Below are 358 nucleotides of genomic sequence, written 5' to 3' on the forward strand. Positions count from 1 at the left end.
CACGCATCCCACCCGCGGGAGAAGTACGCGAAGCCACCCACACACCCGCACCCACGGGCGCCGCTCGGCTCAGACCCGTACGAGCCGCTCCACCCGGGTACTCCCCACGGCGCCCGCGCCGGCCCCGGCGCCGACGGCGGCCGTCGCCCCTCCCTCCGGTCCCGCCATCAGGATGGAGCGCTGGAGTCTGCGCAGTGCCCCCGACGGCTCCAGCCCCAGGTCCCGTACGAGCGTGGTCCGCAGCCGTTGGTACACGTCCAGGGCCTCGCCGCGGCGGCCGGAGCGGTGCAGGGCCAACATGAACTGCCCGTGCAGGTTCTCGTGCGTGCGATACCGGCTCACCAACACCGTCAACTCC

1 protein-coding gene is annotated in these 358 nt (G+C 73.5%); it reads right to left on the minus strand.

All coding sequences use genetic code 11. The features are described from left to right. Positions 1-69: 69 nt before the first annotated feature. Positions 70-358 (minus strand): BTAD domain-containing putative transcriptional regulator (locus ADK55_RS21035; RefSeq protein ID WP_267887358.1); only part of this gene is annotated, 289 nt, incomplete at its 5' end.

This window comes from Streptomyces sp. WM4235, from assembly GCF_001279725.1.
Lineage (GTDB): Bacteria > Actinomycetota > Actinomycetes > Streptomycetales > Streptomycetaceae > Streptomyces.